12 protein-coding genes are annotated in these 15,847 nt (G+C 68.6%); 8 read left to right on the forward strand and 4 right to left on the reverse strand.

What is annotated here, in order from left to right:
- Window positions 1-2: 2 nt before the first annotated feature.
- Both LGM56_RS30890 and LGM56_RS30895 read left to right on the forward strand, forming a co-directional pair.
- Entirely contained in the window at window positions 3-1,490 is a 1,488-nt protein-coding gene (locus tag LGM56_RS30890; RefSeq protein ID WP_226207655.1) for a hypothetical protein, read from the forward strand.
- A 37-nt stretch (window positions 1,491-1,527) separates the two neighbouring features.
- The gene (locus LGM56_RS30895; RefSeq protein ID WP_226207656.1) at window positions 1,528-3,024 is read left to right on the forward strand and encodes a GMC family oxidoreductase; all 1,497 of its coding nucleotides are present in this window, start codon (window positions 1,528-1,530) and stop codon (window positions 3,022-3,024) included.
- 16 nt (window positions 3,025-3,040) lie between these two features.
- Here LGM56_RS30895 and LGM56_RS30900 read toward each other — a convergent pair whose 3' ends face one another.
- Window positions 3,041-3,934: a LysR family transcriptional regulator gene (locus LGM56_RS30900; RefSeq protein WP_226207657.1), complete on the reverse strand. Its 894-nt coding sequence runs from the start codon at window positions 3,932-3,934 to the stop codon at window positions 3,041-3,043.
- Window positions 3,935-4,046: 112 nt separating this feature from the next.
- Between LGM56_RS30900 and LGM56_RS30905 the strand changes: the two genes are divergently transcribed.
- Together LGM56_RS30905 and LGM56_RS30910 are read left to right on the forward strand one after the other, a co-directional pair.
- On the forward strand, window positions 4,047-5,114 hold the full coding sequence (locus LGM56_RS30905) for a YeiH family protein (protein WP_226207658.1): 1,068 nt from the start codon (window positions 4,047-4,049) through the stop codon (window positions 5,112-5,114).
- Window positions 5,115-5,217: 103 nt separating this feature from the next.
- The gene (locus LGM56_RS30910) at window positions 5,218-6,951 is read left to right on the forward strand and encodes a ClcB-like voltage-gated chloride channel protein (protein WP_208450617.1); all 1,734 of its coding nucleotides are present in this window, start codon (window positions 5,218-5,220) and stop codon (window positions 6,949-6,951) included.
- 54 nt (window positions 6,952-7,005) lie between these two features.
- On the opposite strand, the gene LGM56_RS30915 is transcribed toward LGM56_RS30910, so the two are convergent.
- A complete protein-coding gene (locus LGM56_RS30915) occupies window positions 7,006-7,626 on the reverse strand; it encodes a TetR/AcrR family transcriptional regulator (protein WP_089494940.1) in 621 nt (206 codons plus the stop codon).
- A 186-nt stretch (window positions 7,627-7,812) separates the two neighbouring features.
- Here LGM56_RS30915 and LGM56_RS30920 point away from each other — a divergent pair, with 186 nt between their 5' ends.
- The 4 genes from LGM56_RS30920 to LGM56_RS30935 all read left to right on the forward strand — a co-directional run bounded on the left by LGM56_RS30920 (window position 7,813) and on the right by LGM56_RS30935 (window position 14,780).
- A complete protein-coding gene (locus LGM56_RS30920; RefSeq protein ID WP_226207659.1) occupies window positions 7,813-8,922 on the forward strand; it encodes an efflux RND transporter periplasmic adaptor subunit in 1,110 nt (369 codons plus the stop codon).
- The gene (locus LGM56_RS30925; RefSeq protein ID WP_226207660.1) at window positions 8,919-12,065 is read left to right on the forward strand and encodes an efflux RND transporter permease subunit; all 3,147 of its coding nucleotides are present in this window, start codon (window positions 8,919-8,921) and stop codon (window positions 12,063-12,065) included. Before LGM56_RS30920 ends, LGM56_RS30925 begins: the two co-directional genes overlap by 4 nt.
- Window positions 12,066-12,067: 2 nt before the next feature.
- Window positions 12,068-13,633 carry an efflux transporter outer membrane subunit gene (locus LGM56_RS30930; protein WP_226207661.1) on the forward strand — a complete coding sequence of 522 codons (1,566 nt, stop codon included), beginning with the start codon at window positions 12,068-12,070 and terminating at the stop codon, window positions 13,631-13,633.
- A 118-nt stretch (window positions 13,634-13,751) separates the two neighbouring features.
- The gene (locus tag LGM56_RS30935) at window positions 13,752-14,780 is read left to right on the forward strand and encodes a MerR family transcriptional regulator (RefSeq protein ID WP_089494944.1); all 1,029 of its coding nucleotides are present in this window, start codon (window positions 13,752-13,754) and stop codon (window positions 14,778-14,780) included.
- 114 nt (window positions 14,781-14,894) lie between these two features.
- Here LGM56_RS30935 and LGM56_RS30940 read toward each other — a convergent pair whose 3' ends face one another.
- Both LGM56_RS30940 and LGM56_RS30945 read right to left on the reverse strand, forming a co-directional pair.
- Window positions 14,895-15,119 carry a helix-turn-helix domain-containing protein gene (locus tag LGM56_RS30940; protein WP_089440179.1) on the reverse strand — a complete coding sequence of 75 codons (225 nt, stop codon included), beginning with the start codon at window positions 15,117-15,119 and terminating at the stop codon, window positions 14,895-14,897.
- Window positions 15,120-15,127: 8 nt separating this feature from the next.
- Window positions 15,128-15,691 carry a DUF2975 domain-containing protein gene (locus LGM56_RS30945; protein WP_089472885.1) on the reverse strand — a complete coding sequence of 188 codons (564 nt, stop codon included), beginning with the start codon at window positions 15,689-15,691 and terminating at the stop codon, window positions 15,128-15,130.
- Window positions 15,692-15,847 lie beyond the last annotated feature (156 nt).

Raw genomic sequence — 15,847 nt, forward strand, 5'->3', positions numbered from 1 at the left:
CCATGGAGCTCTGGACATTTCAGCGTTATCAGTCGCCGCGCCTCGTCATCGACGCGATCCACCACGAGCCCGGCTCGGCGCTCGTCAGCATGCGCGCGGGCGCCCACGAATACCGGCTGGCGTTCGACGCGAGCGACGCCGCCGACCAGATCGCGGCGCAGCTCCACGGCCTGACCGACACGGCGTCGCCGCTGTGGTCGACGCTGCTCGACAGCGAACCCGACTCCGGCTGGCACGCGCTCGGCACGTTTCTCGACACGCATTCGCTGATTGGCGAGGCCGTCGATACGGCCGCCGATGCGCTCGCCGCGCAGGCCGCGCGGATCGACTCGTGCATCGCGCAGACGGTCGCCGCGAGCCTGGCCGGGCTCGACTCCGCGCGGCGCGATGCGATCGCGCGCGACGCCGCGACGCTGCGGCTGCACCTCGACCGGCCCGCCTCCGCGCGCACGCTGTTCGACGCGCACGACGATCCGTTCGACGCGCAGGTCGAACCCAACTTCCATCTCGCGCTGCTGCGCATCGAGTTCGAATACTTCCGCCGCGCGGCGCCGCTCACGCTGGCAGCCGTCGACCTGATGCTCGACGTGTTTTCCGGCGCGCCCCGCGCGAGCGCCGCGCAGGATCCGCGGTTCGACACGGCCGGACTGTACGACGAGCACGATCTGATGTCGCATCTGTGGCTCGTCGCGTCGAGCCTCGTCGCCGCGAGCGGCGACGACGCGCAGCGGCTGCCGTGCGCGGACCTGCCGGCCGTGTCGCTGTCGAGCGGGCTCGAGTTCATGCGCCAGACCGAACTGATCACGCGCGAAACGCTGAACCGCTGGGGCGCGAATCCGTACGTGAGCGCGATCGATGCGCTGAACGGCGGCTATTCGCCGCTCGTCGCGGGCCCGTTCATCGAGCAGTACCACGTGACGCGGCGCTTCGTCGAAATCATCGCGCCGCTGCTGAGCATGCGGCTCAGCATCCCGCTGCGCGCGATGATGTTCCGCTACTACGGCGAGGAATACGGCCACGAGGCGCTCGAAAGCACGACCTGCGAGGCGCTCGGCGTCGCGCGCCACCTGCTCCCGCAGATCGTGCCGCTGCCGCTGCACTTCGCGTTCGTCGACGCGCTCACGCTGCTCGCCGATGCCGATCCGGTGTCGTCGTTCGCCGCGATCATGGTCGTCGAGGGCATCTTCGGCGAGCCGCCGAAGATGTCGCTGCGCCTGATGGCCGCGGTCAAGGACAACGACGCGTTCCACAGCGTATCCAGCGATCACGACGAGCTGAACGAATCGCTGAACCACAACAGCATCTCCCGCGACATGTTCGAGCGGATCGCCGCGATCGATCCCGCGCGCCAGGCGATCGCGATGCACCGCATCCTGTTCCTGCTCGAACTGAACCACCGCGCGTGGAGCGGCATCGCCGGCTTCTACGGCGCGCAGTCCACGCTCGCGCTGCACGGCCCGTACGGCCGGCTGCTCGACCCGCGCGGCTGACGGCACCGCGCCGGCTCACACGCACCAGGAGAACCCCATGGACGAACACTACGACTACATCGTCATCGGCTCCGGCTCGGCGGGCAGCATCGTCGCCGCGCGACTCGCCGCCAACCCGTCGATCAAGGTGCTGCTGCTCGAGGCCGGACCGCTCGCGTCGCATTACCCGCCGATCCGCGACCCGAACCAGATCAACTGCCTGTATCGCATCGACGCGATTCACTGGGGCTACAAGAGCGTGCCCCAGACGCGCATGAACGACCGCGTGATGGACGTCTGGCGCGCGAAGGTGACGGGCGGCTGCACCGCGCACAACGACATGGTCTACGTGCGCGGCGCGCCCGCCGACTTCGACCAGTGGGCGAGCCAGTACGGCTGCGCCGGCTGGCGCTACCAGGACGTCGCGCCGCACTTCGAGCAGGTCGAAAGCATGCTGCAGCCGACCACCACGACGCGCAACGCGTTCGGCGAGGCGTTCGTCAGCGCGAGCGAGCAGCTCGGCCACCGCTACAACCCGAACTACAACGACGGGCGTCCGATGGCCGGCGTGTCGCCGCTGCGCTCGACGATCGACACGCGCTTCCAGCGCGTGACGAGCTACCAGCGCTACGTCGAGCCGCTGCTCGCGCGGCAGTCGAACCTGACGCTGGCCGCCGAATCGCTCGTCGAACGGATCGAGTTCAACGGCACGGGGCGCGCCGCCGCGGTGTTCTACATCCGTGGCGGCACGCGCGTGCGCGCGGCGGCCGACCGGGAAATCCTGCTGTGCGCCGGCGCCATCAACTCGCCGCAGATCCTGATGCGCTCGGGCGTCGGCGACGCCGCGCAGTTGCGGCGGCTCGGCATCCCCGTGCAGGCGGACCTGCCGGGCGTCGGCGCGAACCTGATGGACGCGCTGATCTTCCAGGGCATCTGGACGTCGCGGCAGCCGATCCTCGACCAGCCCGTCAACGAGGGCTACGCGATCGTCTGGGCGAACGCGAATGCCGACGGCCAGCCGGCCAATGCGGCCGAGATGATGCGCGGGCGCTATACGTGCGGCCAGTCCGAGCAGGAGCTGCGCGGTTTCTATTCGGTCACGGGCGACATGATGCGGCTGCAGAGCCGGGGCCGCGTCGCGCTGCGCTCGGCCGATCCGGCCACCGCGCCGCTGATCGACATGAACTTCCTGTCGGCGCCGGGCGACTTCGAGCAATGCGTGCAGGGCTTCGAGCTGATGCGCTCGCTCGGCAACGCGCCGGGGCTGTCGGCCTGGCGCGGCGAAGAGCAGACGCCCGGGCCGTCGGTACGCACGCCCGCCGAGATCCGCAACTGGATCCTGAACAATGCGGGCTCGCTCAGCCACCCGGTCGGCACGTGCCGGATGGGCACCGGCAACGACGCGGTGGTCGATCCGCAATTGCGCGTGCGCGGGGTCGAGGGGCTGCGGGTCATCGACGTGTCGATCATGCCGCGCATCACGTCCGGGCACACGCAGGGACCGGCGCTGATGATCGGCGAGAAAGGCGCCGCGCTGGTGCTCGCACACGCTTGACGGCGCGCGCGGCCCGTCACGCGGGCGTCTGCGCGAGGCTCATCGCGAGGAACTGCGCGGCGAGCCGCGACGGCGCGCCGCCATGCGGCACGAGGATCGAGAAGTGCCGCGTGAGCGGCTCGGGCGCGAGCGATCGCATCGCGAGCGCGGCATCGTCGTGACGCAGCGACATCGCCGATACGAACCCGACGCCCATCCCGGCCCGCACGGCTTCCTTCACGGCCTCGACGCCCGCGATCTCGAACGCGACGCGCATCGGCGCCGCGCCTTGCGCGAACGCGCGCTCGACGAGCTGCCGCACGGCGGAACCTGCCTCGCGCAGCACGAGCGGATGGGCCGCCAGCGCGTCGAGCGTGACCCCCGACGCGTATTCGGGCGCCGCCAGCGGATGCCCGGTCGGCACGATCGCCACGATCTCGTCCTCTCGCCACGCGTGCACCGCGGTGCCCGGCGGCAGCGCCTCGCCGGGCGGCCCTTCGATCATCGCGATATCGAGCGACGGCAGCGCCGCGACCACGTCGGCCGTGTTGCCGCTCATCGTCTGGATCGACACGCGCGGCGCGCGCGGCTGGAACGCCGCGATCAGGTACGGCAGCAGGTAACTCGCGGGCGTCGTGCTCGCGCCGATGCGCAGCGTGCCGGCCTCGAGGCCGCGTACCGCGTCACGAAACGCACGCGCCTGCGCAAACGTGTCGCGCTGCGCCTTCGCATACTGCGCGAGCTGTTCGCCGACGGGGGTCAGGCGGATGCCGCGGCCGTCGCGCTGGTACAGCGGCTCGCCGAATTCGTCCTGTAGCAGCCGCAACTGGCCCGACACGGCCGGCTGCGACAGATGCAGCGCCACGGCGGCGTGGCTGATGTTCAGGTGCTCGGCGACGGCGGCGAACGTTATCAGTTGATCCGGGGTCATGGGGATAAATTATCGGCCTTCCGGATAGTTTACGTCACAAATCACAATTTTCCATATCGATATAACGAAATTAGGATTACACCATCGCCACACGCTCCATCACGGTGCTTCCATGTCCACTGCTCCGAGTCCCCATCTCAGCCCCGCCGCGCCGTCGATGCGCGGCCAGTTGAACGGCGTGCTGTTCGTCGCGCTGTTCGCCGCCGCCGTCACGAGCCTGTCCCAGCTTCCCGCGATCGCGGGGCTCGGCCTGTCGCCGCTGATCGTCGGCATCGTTGCAGGCGCGTTGTACGGCAACGCGCTGCGCGACGGCATGCCGGCCAGCTGGGCGGCCGGCGTCAATTTCTCCGCGCGCAAGCTGCTGCGCATCGCGGTCGCGTTCTTCGGGTTGCGCGTGAGCCTGCAGGAAATCGCGCAGGTCGGGCTGCCGGGCCTGACGGTGTCGGTGCTGGTCGTCGTCAGCACGCTCGTGATCGGCACCTGGGCCGGCATCAAGATCATGAAGCTCGACCGCGATTCGGCCCTGCTGACCGCCGCCGGCAGCGCGATCTGCGGCGCGGCCGCCGTGCTCGCGTTCGAATCGACGCTGCAGTCGAAGCCGCACCAGAGCGCGATGGCCGTGGGCAGCGTCGTGCTGTTCGGCACGCTGTCGATGTTCCTGTACCCGATCGCGTATCACGCCGGGCTGCTGAACCTCGATCCGGCTGGCCTCGGCCTGTTCTTCGGCGGCACGATCCACGAGGTCGCGCAGGTGGTCGGCGCGGCGAGCGACATCAGCCCGCAGGTCGCGCACATCGCGACGATCGTCAAGATGACCCGCGTGATGCTGCTCGTGCCGGTGCTGCTGGTGCTCGGCGGGTGGCTGGCCCGCTCGGCACGTGCGACCGCCGGCGGCGCGCAAGGCAAGCGCAAGGTGGCCGTGCCCTGGTTCGCGCTCGGTTTCCTCGGTTTCGTGATCGTCAATTCGCTGAACGTGCTGCCCACCGACGTCACCCACACGCTGAACGTGCTCGACACCTTCGCGCTGACGATGGCCATGACCGCGCTCGGCATCGAAACCCGCGTCGCGCAGATCCGCGCAGCCGGCCCCCGGGCGCTGATGACCGGCCTGATCCTGTACGTGTGGCTGATCGCCGGCGGCTACGGGATCACCTGGGCCGTTCAGCACTGGCTTGGCTGAGTTGCCCGCCCGTGACACTTCGCGCGCCGCGCCCGGCGGGAGGGTCCCGCGGGCGCGGCGCAATGCTATGCTTCGCGTCGTTTTCCATCGCCCTCTTTCAGCCGTGCTCTCGTTCCTGCTGAAGCTGCGCACTCGCGCCCAAACGCTGTTCCGCCTGTCGGACGCCCATACGATGCTGATCTGGTCGGCCATCGTCGGCGTCGGCGGCGCCTTTGCCACGATGGCGTTCCGCGAAGGCATCGACCTGATGCAGCACCTGATCTCCGGGCAAAGCGGCAGCTTCGTGCAGATGGCCAAGCGCCTGCCGTGGTACGTGCGGTTCTGGATGCCGGCCGCGGGCGGCTTCCTCGCCGGCTGCGTACTGCTGCTCGCGACCCGCGGCGCCAAGCAGGCCGCCAAGACCGACTACATGGAATCGGTCGCGCTCGGCAACGGCATCGTGCCGGTCCGCCAGAGCCTGTGGCGCAGCGTGTCGTCGCTGCTGACGATCGGCAGCGGCGGCTCGATCGGCCGCGAAGGCCCGATGGTGCAGCTCGCGGCGCTCGCCGCGTCGCTGGTCGGCCGCTTCGTGCACTTCGACCCGCCGCGCCTGCGCCTGCTGGTCGCCTGCGGGGCGGCCGCCGGCATCACGTCCGCGTACAACGCGCCGATCGCCGGCGCCTTCTTCGTGTCGGAGATCGTGCTCGGCGGCATCGCGATGGAAAGTCTCGGGCCGATGATCGTCTCGTCGGTCGTCGCGAACATCGTGATGCGCGAATTCGCCGGCTACCGGCCGCCGTACGAGATGCCGGTGTTTCCGGCCGTCACCGGCCCGGAAGTGCTGCTGTTCGTCGTGCTCGGCGCGCTGTGCGGCGTGCTCGCGCCACAGTTCCTGCACCTGCTCGATGCGTCGAAGAACCAGTTCAAGCGGCTGCCCGTGCCGCTGCCCGTGCGGCTCGCGCTCGGCGGCCTCGTCGTCGGCGTGATCTCGGTCTGGGTGCCGGACGTGTGGGGCAACGGCTACAGCGTGGTGAACCTCATCCTCCACTCGCCGTGGACCTGGCAGGCACTCGTCGCGGTGCTCGTGTTCAAGGTGATCGCGACCTCCGCCACCGTCGGCTCCGGCGCGATCGGCGGGGTGTTCACGCCGACGCTGTTCGTCGGCGCGGTGTTCGGCTCGCTGTTCGGGCTCGCGATGCAAGCGGTGTGGCCCGGCCATACGTCGGCGTACTTCGCGTACGCGATCGTCGGGATGGGCGCGTTCCTGACGGGCGCCACGCAGGCGCCGCTGATGGCGATCCTGATGATCTTCGAGATGACGCTCAGCTACCAGGTCGTGCTGCCGCTGCTGGTGTCCTGCGTATTCGCGTACTTCGTCGCGCGCGCGACCGGCACGACGTCGATGTACGAGATCACGCTGCACCACCACCAGGATGCCGAGGAACGCAGCCGGATCCGCACCACGCAGATGCGCGAACTGATCCAGCCCGCGCAGACGGTCGTGCCGCTCACCGCGAGCGTCGCCGACATGACGCGCGTGTTCCTCGAATATCCGGTGAAGTATCTGTACGTGACCGACGACGCCGGGCGCTTTCGCGGCGCGGTCGCGCTGAAGGACATCACGTCGGACCTGCTCGACAAGCGCGACACGGCCGACAAGACGGCCGCGCACTATGTGCACACGCCGTTTCCGCTGCTCACGCCCGACATGCCGCTCGCCACCGCGCTCGAACGCTTCATGGCGTTCCAGGGCGAACGCCTGCCGGTGATCGAAAGCGAAGCCGAGCCGACGCTCGCCGGGGTCGTCTACAAGACGTCGCTGCTCGATGCGTACCGGCGAATGACCGGCGAACGCTGACCGGCCGGTTCGCCGCCGGCAGCGTGACGAAGGGGGTTCGAGGCCGGGGCCCGCTCAGTCCGGCGCGCGCCCGAGCACCACGCGCGCGAAGAATCCCGCCAGCACCGACTCGGCCACCTCGGCCGACACGTGCTGCGGATCGGCCGAGTAGTACGACTGCACGCCATCGCACAGGCACATCAGCCCGAACGCCAGCGTCTCCGCCGGCAGCAGCAGCGGCGTGCCCGCGCGTTCGGAGAAGCGCCGGATGAACTCCGCCATCTGCAGGCGCTTGCCATGCAGGAACTGGTTGAAGCGCACGCGGAATTTCGCGTCGCGCGCGGCCTGCAGCTTCGCCTCGCCCCACAGCAGCGAATATTCGTCGTCCTGAAACAGCGTCCGGTAATACGCGAGCGACATCGACTCCATCTGCTCGCGCGTTCCGCCCCCGTCGAAGATCGCCTGGAAATCGGCCTGCACCTCCGCGTGATCGCGCTCCAGCAATGCCAGCAACAGGTCGGACTTGCTGCGGAAATTCGAGTAGAACGCGCCGCGCGTATAGCCGGCCGCGGCCGCGATGTCTTCGACGCTCGCGGCGACGAAGCCTTTCTTCAGAAAAATACGGTGTGCGGCAATCAGCAGACGTTCGCGCGTCTGGTCCCTGCTCTGCTCGCGAGTTAAGCGCTGAGGTTTCATGGCGCGCAGTCTAGCACCCTTTCCCTTACGGATTCATCTTTGCATTCAGATACAGGTGTGTATTAGAATTCGCCACAGTTTCTGAAAGATGGTGTCCGCACGCCCGTGCCGGCGCCGCTCGGGGCAAGCGCCCGCCGCGCTTGCCGGCTTCGTTCCGCTCTCGCTCTCACCTCATCTGGGGGTTTCGTGAATCGCTCCGGTTCCCGCGTCGCGCTGCTGGTCGGCGCCGCGCTCGTCGTCGCCGCCTGTCATCCGAAAGAATCCGCGTCGCCCGCCCCGCGCCCCGTCGTCGCGCTGCCCGCCCATGCCGACGACGCTGCCGTCGCACGCACGCTCCCCGGCGAGATCCAGCCGCGCTACGCCACCCCGCTGTCGTTCCGCATTGCCGGCAAGATCATCGAGCGCAAGGTGCGCCTCGGCGATACGGTCAAGGTCGGCCAGGTCGTCGCGCTGCTCGATCCGTCCGACGTCGAGAAGAATGCCGCGAGCGCGCAGGCGCAACTCGATGCCGCGACGCACAGCCTCGCGTTCGCGAAGCAGCAGCTCGACCGCGATCGCGCGCAGGCGCGCGAGAACCTGATCGCGACCGCGCAGCTCGAGCAGACCGAGAACAGCTACACGTCGGCGCTCGCGCAGCGCGAGCAGGCGCAGCAGCAGCTCGCGCTCGCGAAGAACCAGCTCCGCTACGCGACGCTCGTCGCCGATCACGCGGGCTATATCACCGCCGAACAGGCCGACACCGGCCAGAACGTGTCGGCCGGCCAGGCCGTCTACCAGCTCGCGTGGTCCGGCGACGTCGACGTCGTCAGCGACGTGCCCGAGGCCGCGCTTGCATCGCTCACGCCGGGCCACGCGGCCACCGTCACGCTGCCGTCGCTGCCGGGCCGCCCGTTCGCCGCGAAAGTGCGCGAAATCGCACCGGCCGCCGATCCGCAAAGCCGCACGTATCGCGTGAAGCTCACGCTCACCGCGCCCGACCCGGCGATTCGGCTCGGGATGACGGCCAGCGTCGCGTTCGACGGCGCACCGGCCGCCGGCGACGCGCAGTCGATCACGCTGCCCGCGACCGCGCTGTTCCACGACGGCCAGCAACCGGCCGTGTGGGTCGTGCGCACGAAGGACGACACGCTCGAGCTGCGCCGCGTCGACGTCGCGCGCTTCAACGAGCGCACGGTAACGGTGTCGCACGGGCTGCAGCCCGGCGAGCGCGTCGTGCTGCAGGGTGTGCATACGGTCAGCGCGGGCGAGAAGGTCCGCGCGATCGCGCCGCTGCATCCGGAGGACTTCGCATCGTGAGCGTTTCCTACGAAGAAGGCCGCTTCAACCTGTCGGCGTGGGCGCTGCGCCACCAGGCGCTGGTCGTCTACCTGATCGCGCTCGCGACGCTCGCGGGCATGCTTGCCTACACCCGCCTCGCGCAATCCGAAGACCCGCCGTTCACGTTCCGCGTGATGGTGATCCGCACGTTCTGGCCCGGCGCGACCGCGCGGCAGGTGCAGGAACAGGTCACCGACCGGATCGGCCGCAAGCTGCAGGAAACGCCGGCCATCGACTTCCTGCGCAGCTATTCGCGCCCCGGCGAATCGCTGATCTTCTTCACGATGAAGGATTCGGCGCCGGTGAAGGACGTGCCGGAAACCTGGTACCAGATCCGCAAGAAGGTCGGCGACATCGGCCATACGCTGCCGCCCGGCGTGCAGGGCCCGTTCTTCAACGACGAATTCGGCGACGTCTACACCAACATCTGGACGCTCGAAGGCGACGGCTTCACGCCCGCGCAGCTCCACGATTACGCCGACCAGCTGCGCACCGTGCTGCTGCGCGTGCCGGGTGTCGGCAAGGTCGACTATTTCGGCGACCCCGGCCAGCGGATCTTCATCGAGGTGAACAACGCACAGCTCACGCGCCTCGGCATCTCGCCGCAGCAGCTCGGGCAGGCGATCAACGCGCAGAACGACATCTCGTCGGCCGGCACGCTGACGACCGCCGACGATCGCGTGTTCGTGCGGCCGAGCGGCCAGTTCGACAACGTCGACGCGATCGCCGACACGCTGATCCGCATCAACGGCCGCACGTTCCGGCTCGGCGATCTCGCGACGGTGAAGCGCGGCTACGACGATCCGGCCGTCACGCAGATGCGTGCGGGCGGCAAGGCGGTGCTCGGCATCGGCGTCACGATGCAGCCGGGCGGCGACGTAATCCGGCTCGGCAAGGCGCTCGACGCCGAATCGAAGGATCTGCAGGCGCAACTGCCGGCCGGCCTCAAGCTGACGCTGGTATCGAGCATGCCGCATGCGGTCGCGCATTCGGTCGACGACTTCCTCGAAGCCGTCGCCGAAGCCGTCGCGATCGTGCTGGTCGTGAGCCTCGTGTCGCTCGGCCTGCGCACCGGGATGGTGGTCGTGATCTCGATTCCGGTCGTGCTCGCGGTCACCGCCCTCTTCATGTACCTGTTCGACATCGGGCTGCACAAGGTGTCGCTCGGCACGCTCGTGCTCGCGCTCGGGCTGCTGGTCGACGACGCGATCATCGCGGTCGAGATGATGGCCGTGAAGCTCGAACAGGGCTACACCCGTGCCCGCGCCGCCGCGTTCGCCTATACGAGCACCGCGTTCCCGATGCTGACGGGCACGCTCGTCACCGTGTCGGGCTTCCTGCCGATCGCGCTCGCGAAATCGAGCACCGGCGAATACACGCGCTCGATCTTCGAGGTGTCGGCGATCGCGCTGATCGCGTCGTGGTTCGCGGCGGTCGTGCTGATCCCGCTGCTCGGCTTCCACCTGCTGCCCGAGCGCAAGCGGCAAGCGCATGAAGCGCACCTGCCCGACGACCACGAGCACGACATCTACGACACGCGCTTCTACCGGCGGCTGCGCGGCTGGATCGACTGGTGCATCGAACGGCGCTTCGTCGTGCTGCTGATCACGGGTGCGCTCTTCGTCGTCGCGCTGATGGGCTTCACGCTCGTGCCGCAGCAGTTCTTCCCGAGCTCCGACCGCCCCGAGCTGCTGGTCGACCTGCGGCTGCCCGAAGGCGCGTCGTTCGCGGCGACGCTGCGCGAGACCGAACGGCTCGAGAAAGCGATCGACAAGCGCCCCGAGATCGATCATTCGGTGAACTTCGTCGGCAGCGGCGCGCCGCGCTTCTACCTGCCGCTCGACCAGCAGCTTCAGCTGCCGAACTTCGCGCAGTTCGTGATCACCGCGAAATCGGTGAAGGACCGCGAGAAGCTCGCGACCTGGCTCGAAACCACGTTGCGCGAGCAGTTCCCGGCCGTGCGTTCGCGGCTGTCGCGGCTCGAGAACGGCCCGCCGGTCGGCTATCCGGTGCAGTTCCGCGTGAGCGGCGACAGCATCGCGACGGTGCGCTCGATCGCCGAGAAGGTCGCGGCGACGATGCGCGGCGACGCACGCACGGTCAACGTGCAGTTCGACTGGGACGAGCCGGCCGAGCGCTCGGTGCGCTTCGAGATCGACCAGAAGAAGGCGCGCGAGCTGAACGTCACGTCGCAGGACGTGTCGAGCTTCCTCGCGATGACGCTGTCCGGCACGACCGTCACGCAGTACCGCGAGCGCGACAAGCTGATCGCGGTCGACCTGCGCGCGCCGCGGGCGGATCGCGTCGATCCGGGCAAGCTCGCCGGCCTCGCGCTGCCGACCCCGAACGGCCCCGTGCCGCTCGGCTCGCTCGGCCGCTTCAAGCCGACGCTCGAATACGGCGTCGTGTGGGAACGCGACCGCCAGCCGACCATCACCGTGCAGTCGGACGTGCGCGCCGGCGCGCAGGGCATCGACGTCACCCATGCGGTCGACGCGAAGTTGAACACGTTGCGCGCGCAACTGCCGGTCGGCTATCAGATCAACATCGGCGGCTCGGTCGAGGAAAGCGCGAAGGCGCAGAAGTCGATCAATGCGCAGATGCCGCTGATGGCGATCGCCGTGTTCACGCTGCTGATGATCCAGCTGCAGAGCTTCTCGCGCGTGCTGATGGTCGTGCTGACCGCACCGCTCGGGCTGATCGGCGTGGTCGCGACGCTGCTGCTGTTCGGCCAGCCGTTCGGCTTCGTCGCGATGCTCGGCGTGATCGCGATGTTCGGGATCATCATGCGCAACTCGGTGATCCTCGTCGACCAGATCGAGCAGGACATCGCAGCCGGCCACGGCCGCGTCGACGCGATCATCGGCGCAACCGTGCGGCGCTTCCGCCCGATCACGCTGACGGCCGCGGCCGCCGTGCTCGCGCTGATCCCGCTGCTGCGCTCGAACTTCTTCGGGCCGATGGCGACCGCGCTGATGGGCGGCATCACGAGCGCGACCGTGCTGACGCTGTTCTACCTGCCCGCGCTGTATGCGACGTGGTTCCGCGTGAAGCACGACGAACGCGACCCGCAGGACGGCCCGCCGCCTGGCGGCACGCCTGCCGCGCCGTCGGGAGCCTGACCATGGATCGATCGATGAACCTGAAAACCCAAGCCGTGCGGGCACTCGCGGTGGCGAGCCTCGCCGGCCCGCTCGCGGGCTGCGCGTGGTTCGCGCCGAGCGGCGAGCCGCCCGCGATGCCGTCGCCCGCGCACTACGGCGCCACGCCGCAAGTGCAGCAGACCGTGTCCGCGCAAGGCGTCACGCAGCAGTTCGAGGTCGGCGCGAAGCCGGTGCCCGACTGGTGGAAGCAGTACCGCTCCGACGCGCTGAACGCGCTCGTCGACGAAGGGCTGCGCAACAGCCCGACGTTGAGCGCGGCATCCCACTCGCTCGATGCCGCGCGCGAACAGTTGCGCGGGCAGATCGGCAGCTCGATGCTGCCGTCGATCGACGCGGGCGGCCAGGCCACACGCCAGCGTGCGCTCGGCGTGCCGATTCCCGCGCTCGGAGCGCCGACGCTGCTGTACGACACGTTCGTCGGGCAGCTGCAGGCGAGCTACACGATCGACCTGTTCGGCGCGTCGCGTTTCGCGAACCGCGCGCTGGCGCGCCGCGTCGACGTCAGCGCGTTCCAGCTCGACTCCGCACGACGCGCGCTGGCCGCGAACATCGTCACCGCATCGATCACGGTGTCGGTGCTGAATGCGCAGATCAATACGACCGAGCGGCTCGTCGCGCTCGCCAACGACCAGGCGCACGATGCCGAACGCCGTTACGCGCTCGGATCGGCGTCGCGCAGCGACGCGCTGAACGCGCGGCAAAGCGCCGAAACGTTCGCGGCGAGCCTGCCCGCGCTGTGCCAGCAGCGCGACTCGGCACGCCACGCGCTCGCGGTGCTGGTCGGCCGCACGCCTGACCAGCCGCCAGCCGATCTGACGCTCGCCGATCTGCACCTGCCCGAGCAGGTGCCCGTCGTCGTGCCGTCGGACCTGCTGCAAAGCCGCCCGGACATCCAGGCGGCCGACGCGGGGCTGAAGGCGGCCGCGGCCGAAGTGGGCCTCGCGACCGCGCAGATGTTCCCGCAGCTGTCGCTGTCGGCCGCGATGGGCAAAGGCGGCTTCAGCTGGCCGACGATGCTGTCGGGCGCCGGCGCGATCTGGAACGTCGGCGCGTCGCTGAGCCAGCCGATCTTCCATGGCGGCGCGCTGCTCGCGCAGCGCCGCGCGGCGAAGGCGACCTACGAGGCCGCCGTCGACCAGTACAAGCAGGCCGTGCTCGGCGCGTTCCAGAACGTCGCCGATTCGCTCGCCGCGCTCGAGCACGACGCGGAGGCGCTCGATGCGTCGTCCCGTGCCGCGCTGTCCGCGCGCGGCGCGTACGACGACGCGGCGGCCCGCGTGCGGCTCGGCGCGCTGCCGCCGTCGGCCGCGCGCGCCAGCGAGCTGCAGTATCGCAATGCACGGCTCGACGAGATCCGCGCGACCGGCGCACGGTTCGCGGACACCGCGCGGCTTTACCAGGCAATGGGCACGCCGCCGGTCGACAAGGCCGGCCAGTCCGGGAAGACCGGCAACGCGGCCGACGCTTCCGCCACCGGCCAGCAAGCGCGCGCCACCGGCGCCGACACCCCGCCGTTGCCGCAATAAGCCCGCCCTGCCATCGGGTGCGCGGAATTCCCCCGCGCACCCGATTCCCGATCTTCCGCTTGACCCTCACGTAGCGTAACGTTCGAGACTCCTGTGTGCGACCCGAATGGAGGAACGAATGCGACTGAAAGTGGGAGAACTGGCGAAACGCAGCGGGCTGACCGTCCGCACGCTTCATCACTATCACGCGATCGGTCTGCTGACGCCTTCGGCGCGCGCCGACAACGGCTACCGGCTGTACGACCGCCACGACATCGCCCGGCTCCATCAGATCCAGGCGCTGCGTCGCTTCGGCCTGTCGCTCACCGAAATCGGCGACCACTTGAACCAGCCCGACACGCCGCTCGTCGAGATCGTCGCGAAGCAGATCGCGCTGCTCGACCGTCAGCTCGCGCAGACCGCGCAGTTGCGCGAGCGGCTCGTGAACCTGCACGCGCAGCTCGCTGCGGGCACGGAGCCGGAGCTGGCCGATTGGCTCACCACACTGGAGTTGATGACCGTGTACGACAAATACTTTTCCGAGGAAGAACTCGCGCGCCTGCCGATGTACCAGAAGAGCCAGACGGGCGACGCCGAATGGATCGCACTCGTCGATGAAGTTCGCGCGCTGCACGACGCGGGCGTGCCCGCCGAGGACGAACGCACCCGTGCGCTCGCCAGCCGCTGGATGGCGCTGCTCGTGCGCGACACGAACAACGATCCGCGGCTGCTGGCGAAGCTGAACCTGATGCACGAACACGAACCGGCGATGCAGTCGAAGATCGGCATTTCGACCGCGCTGCGCGACTATGTGTTGCGCGCGTCGTCGGAAACCAAGATGAGGATCTTCGAGAAGTATCTTGCGCCGGACGAGATCCGCTTCATGCGGGCCCACTACGGCGAAAGCGCGATGGCATGGCCGCAACTGATGGGCGACGTGCGCGACGCGATCGATGCGGGCGCCCGGCCGGATTCACCGGAAGGCCGCGCGCTCGCGCAGCGCTGGCTCACGCTGTTCTGCAGCTATGCGGGTAACGATCCGGCCACGCATGCGAAATTCCGCCAGGCGATGATGAACGAGCCGTCGCTGACGAAGGATTCGTGGATCGACGACACGTTGATCGGCTTCGTGCGGGAGGCGATGGCGCAGCTGGCGCCGGCGCGCTGAGCAGGTTGAGCGCATGAGGTTGCGGGCGGCAGGCGGGTTTTCCGCGTGCCGCCCGCTTCACCGAGCGGCGCGCGTCGCACGCACGTCACCTCGGCACCTGGAAGTTGCGGTACGTCAGTCCACCTCGCCGACACCGTCATCGCTGAACGCGAGCAGGTCGCCTGGCTGGCAGTCGAGATAGCGGCAGATCGCCTCGAGCGTTGCGAAGCGAATGCCCTTGACCTTCCCTTGCTTGAGCAGCGACAGATTCTGTTCGGTGATGCCGACGGCCGCCGCGAGATCCTTCGAGCGGACCTTGCGCGTCGCGAGCATCACATCGAGCCTGACCACGATCGACATGGCGCGCCTCAGACGAACTGCCGATGCTCGGCGTCGAGCGTACTCGCCTGCCGGAGGATGTGTGCGATCACGGCAATGCAAGCCGCGGTGAATAGCGCGACGACGTACGGCAGACCGAAGCCGATGCTGACCATCCGCTGGCCGACCGGTTCGAGCATCGTCGCCCACATACTGAGAAGCGGTTCGCACAGTACGCTCAGCAATACCCACAGGCCGATCGCGCGGCCGGTCTTGCCGAGATGGCCGGCCGCTTGCGCGGAGAAGTAGTCGCGCTGCGCATACGTGCGGAACAGCAGACGCAGGTGACGCAGGCCGTTCGCAAGCGCGACGAGCGGTACGCCCGACAACAGAAAACCGCCGACCTTCTGCCACCACGGGAACGCAGCGACGTCGACGTTCAGGTTGGAGATCACCGAGTCGGACAAGCCGAATGCAAACCCGGGCCCAGTTCGACTCAGGATCAACGACGGAAAGGCCCAGAACGCTGCGTTAAGCACCAACAAGCCGACGATCAATGACAGCGTGACGGCAGCCATGCACTGGCTGATACGGGCAATACGATCGGAATGCATGCGAAGTCCTCGGCGGGAAATGAACGTGCGTTGAGTGTACACCGGAAATTATCGTAAAACGATAATTAATCATCGCACATCCATTATTTCTTATCGTACAGCACGCTCGATTCACCTCGACAGGCGCATGTCGAACGCACCGTCACGACCGCCGCG

It is taken from the genome of Burkholderia sp. AU38729 (assembly GCF_020419725.1).
Taxonomy (GTDB): domain Bacteria; phylum Pseudomonadota; class Gammaproteobacteria; order Burkholderiales; family Burkholderiaceae; genus Burkholderia.